The 3837-nt window shown below is 76.2% G+C and carries 4 protein-coding genes; 2 read left to right on the forward strand and 2 right to left on the reverse strand.

What is annotated here, in order from left to right:
* Positions 1 to 137: 137 nt before the first annotated feature.
* On the forward strand, positions 138 to 713 hold the full coding sequence (locus tag Q4D18_RS11255; protein WP_303128471.1) for a type 1 glutamine amidotransferase domain-containing protein: 576 nt from the start codon (positions 138 to 140) through the stop codon (positions 711 to 713).
* Positions 714 to 862: 149 nt separating this feature from the next.
* On the opposite strand, the gene Q4D18_RS11260 is transcribed toward Q4D18_RS11255, so the two are convergent.
* Positions 863 to 1138 (reverse strand): exodeoxyribonuclease VII small subunit, encoded by a 276-nt coding sequence (locus Q4D18_RS11260; RefSeq protein WP_303128472.1) that lies wholly within the window; start codon positions 1136 to 1138, stop codon positions 863 to 865.
* Positions 1135 to 2415, reverse strand: coding sequence for an exodeoxyribonuclease VII large subunit (gene xseA, locus Q4D18_RS11265; protein ID WP_303128473.1), 1281 nt, complete (start codon positions 2413 to 2415; stop codon positions 1135 to 1137). Before xseA ends, Q4D18_RS11260 begins: the two co-directional genes overlap by 4 nt.
* A 336-nt stretch (positions 2416 to 2751) precedes the next feature.
* On the opposite strand from xseA, the gene Q4D18_RS11270 reads away from it, so the two are divergent.
* Positions 2752 to 3837 (forward strand): TIGR03773 family transporter-associated surface protein (locus tag Q4D18_RS11270; RefSeq protein ID WP_303128474.1); only part of this gene is annotated, 1086 nt, incomplete at its 3' end.

Raw genomic sequence — 3837 nt, forward strand, 5'->3', positions numbered from 1 at the left:
GACGCCCCCGCCTCCGGGGCGGCATCGCCAGGGCGCGGCCGCGCATCCCTTGCGCGGCCGGGGGGGATCGGTCCTAGTCTCGGTTCCCAGCAGTCGACGGCACAGGGCCGTCGGCGGATCCGAGAAGGAGACCCATCATGGCTGACTCCCAGAAGCCCCTGTCCGGCCGGACCATCGCGTTCCTGGCCACCAACGGCGTCGAGCAGATCGAGCTGACCTCCCCGTGGGAGGCCGTGGAGGCCGCCGGCGGCTCGCCGGTGCTCGTGTCCCCGCAGGCGGACAGCATCACCGCGATGAACGCGGACTGGAACCACGGCGACTCGTTCGACGTGGACGTCCAGGTGCTCGCCGCGCAGGCGAAGGACTACCACGCGCTCGTGCTGCCCGGCGGCACCCTCAACGCCGACGCCCTGCGCGCCGACGTGGACGCCGTGGCGTTCGTGAAGTCCTTCTTCCAGCAGCACAAGCCGGTCGCGGCGATCTGCCACGCGCCCTGGATCCTGATCAACGCCGGTGTGGCCGAGGGCCGCGAGCTGACGTCCTTCAAGTCCCTCGAGACGGACCTGAAGAACGCCGGCGCCCTGTGGCAGGACTCCGAGGTCGTGGTGGACGAGGGCCTCGTGACCTCCCGCACCCCCGGCGACCTGCAGGCGTTCAACGCCAAGCTGGTCGAGGAGTTCGGCGAGGGCCGCCACGAGGGCCAGACCGCCTGACCCGCCGCGGTCCCGTCCGGACGCGAGTCCCGGACGGCCCCGCACCACGACGCCGCCCCGCACCTGGTCCCTCCAGGGCGGGGCGGCGTCGGTCGCGTCAGCGGACGTGCCGGGGCTGCGCGTGTCACGTCAGCGGAAGCGGGGAGGGGTCAGCCGGCGTCGGGACCTTCGCCGGCGTGGGCGCGGACCTCGTCCAGGCGGGTGCGGGCGCCGTCGAGCCACGCCTGGCAGCGGTCCGCGAGGGCCTCGCCGCGCTCCCACAGGGCGAGGGACTCCTCGAGTCCGGCGCCGCCGGCCTCGAGCCGGCCGACGGTCTCCACGAGCTCGGCGCGGGCCTGCTCGTAGCTCATGCGGGCGACGTCCGAGGTGTCGGCGGAGGTGAATCCGCCCACGGCCGTGCCCTGCTGGTCCTGCTGCTCGCTCATGCGTCCTCCGGGTCGGTGGGGGTGTGGGTGTCGGTGACGTCGGCCTCGAGGCGGCCGGCCGCCACGAGGATGTCCAGGTGGGCTCCGCGGGGGACCTCGTCCGCACGGCGGACCACGCGCCCGCCGTGCTGGACCACCGCGTAGCCGCGGTCCAGGGTCTGCTGCGGGGAGAGGGCCCGTATGCGTGCGCGCAGGGCGGCGACGGCGTCCGTCTCGCGGGTCAGCCGGTGCCCCAGGCTCACCCGGGCGCGCTCCCGCCACCGGCCGAGGTCCTCGGCGCGGGCGTCCACCATGACGTGGGGGTGGGCGAGCACGGGGCGGGAGCGGAGGGCGGCGAGCCCCTCGGCCTCTCCGCGCACGCGGCGCTCCACAGCGGCCGCCATGCGCTCGCGCGCGTGAGCCAGTCCGAGGGTCTCCTGGGCGGCGTCCGGGACGATGCGCTTGGCGGCGTCCGTGGGGGTGGAGGCGCGCAGGTCGGCGACGTCGTCGAGCACGGGCCGGTCCGCCTCGTGACCGATCGCCGAGACGACGGGCGTGCGCGCCGCCGCCACGGCCCGCACCAGTGCCTCGTCCGAGAACGGGAGGACGACCTCCTCGAGGGCGCCGCCGCCGCGGGCGATCACGATCACCTCCACGGCCGGGTCCGCGTCCAGCTCGGCGAGGGCTGCGGCCACCTGCCGCGGGGCGTCCGGGCCCTGCACGGCCACCTCCCGCACCTCGAAGACGGCGGCGGGCCAGCGCAGGTGCGTGTTGCGCAGCACGTCCTTCATGGCGTCCGAGTCCCGGCCGGTGATCAGGCCGATCACGCCGGGCAGCACGGGCAGGGGGCGCTTGCGGGCGGGGGAGGTCAGCCCCTCCTCGGCGAGGCGGCGGCGCAGCAGCTCCACGCGGGCCAGCAGGTCGCCCAGGCCCACGGGCTTCATGTCCTGCACCACCATGGACAGCCGTCCGGCCTTGAGCCAGAAGCTCGGCTTCACACGGGCCACCACGCGGGAGCCCTGCTGCACCGTGGGGTCGATCCCGGCGGCCACGGAGCGCCAGGCCGTCAGCGGCAGGGAGACCTCCTCCTCGAGGTCGCGCATGGTCATGTAGACGTTGCCGCGGTTGTTCTTGAACTCGATCAGCTGGCCCTCGATCCACGTGGCCGGCGCCCGCTCGATGTGCAGCTTCAGGTTCTCCGAGAGCCGATGCAGGGGCCAGGGATGCTCGGGTGAGGTCCCCGAGGCGGTTCCGGCCGCGTGCGGCGGCGTGTGGGGCTCGTCGGTCGACTGCTCCATGGGCCCTCCTGGTGGCGGCGCCGCGGGCGGCGCCCCGCGGTCACGCCCACCGTACCCGGGCGGTCGGACACGACAGCACTGCACCCCGTCTTATTGCGAATGACTTGCAGTTGCACTAACGTGGGGCCATCCGCGGCGGTCCGCGGCCGGCCCGCCGGGCGCACCGCTCTCGCCGCACACCTCCACCTGCCCCGGGCCACGGGACCGGTGGCGCGACATCGCAGCATGACGCGCCGTCTCTCCCCGGCCCTCCTGAGCACCCCCCCGCCGACGCCGGGGCCCTGCGTCGTGCCCGCACGCGCCCGGCCCGGCGTCCGAGATGAACGGATCGTCAGCGTGTCCCACCCCGCACCGACCTCGTCCCGCCCCGCCGGCGCCCCCGCGGTGTCCTGGCCCGGTCGTCCCCTGCGCCGGCTGGGAGGCGTCGCCCTGGCCCTGACCACGGTGGCCACGGGCCTCGTCGTCGGCACGGTCCCGGGGGAGGGGACGCCCCTGGCCGCGCCCGCCGTCGCCGCCTGCGCCGTGAGCGGCGAGCAGGTCGCCAGCGGGCACTTCGACGTCGGGCCGACCCTGGGCGAGGGCGCGCTCGTGCCCCGGGTCAAGGACGACCGCAGCTCCCCGGCGCGGTGGAGGGCGCCGGGTGAGGTGGCGTTCGTGCTCGGCGAGGCCTCGGCCGCGTCGCTGCCCTCGGGCCTGGGGTTCATCGGCCCCGCCGGCACCCGCGTCCACATGATCGGCGGCGTGCAGCAGGCCGGAGTGCCGTGGCTGGGCTGGAACACGCAGGATCCGGCCCTGCTGCGCGCGGCCACGGGCCCCGTGACCATGTCACTGACCGGTGTGAGCGGCCCGGGCGATCTGGCCGTCTTCACCTCCGGGACCTTCGGCACGGCCGTGGGGCAGCGCATCGTCGACACCGTGGGTGGGCCGCGATCCACCACCGTGCCGCTCAACACCCACGCCCACGGCAACTGGGTGTTCACCGCGCCCGGGGTGTACCGGGTGAGCCTCGGATTCTCCGTGCCGACGGCGCAGGGCGTCCGTTCCGGGTCCACGACCCTGACCTTCGCCGTGGGCGGGTGCGAGGCAGCCCCGGCGGCCGCCCGCCCTACGGCGGTCCGGCCCGAGCGTGCAGCGGCGGAGCAGCCGTCCCGATCGGCTCCGACCGCCCCGGCGGCGGCCCCGGCCGCCCGTGGCGGTTCCCAGGGGGCCCGGACCGCCCCCGCACCGGCGGGCGCGGCAGCGGCCGCGGCAGCAGGCCGACACACGCCGCCCGCCCCGGCGTCCGCCGGGGCTGTGAGGCCGGACACGCCGGGCACGGCCCCCGCGGGCACCCCGGGCGCAGACTCGGGAAGCGCGGCCCAGAGCGGACCGGAGCCCGGCGGCGATCCCGGCATGGCGCCGACCGCCGCCCCGGCCGACGCC

It is taken from the genome of Micrococcus sp., from assembly GCF_030523875.1.
In the GTDB taxonomy this organism is placed as follows: domain Bacteria; phylum Actinomycetota; class Actinomycetes; order Actinomycetales; family Micrococcaceae; genus Micrococcus.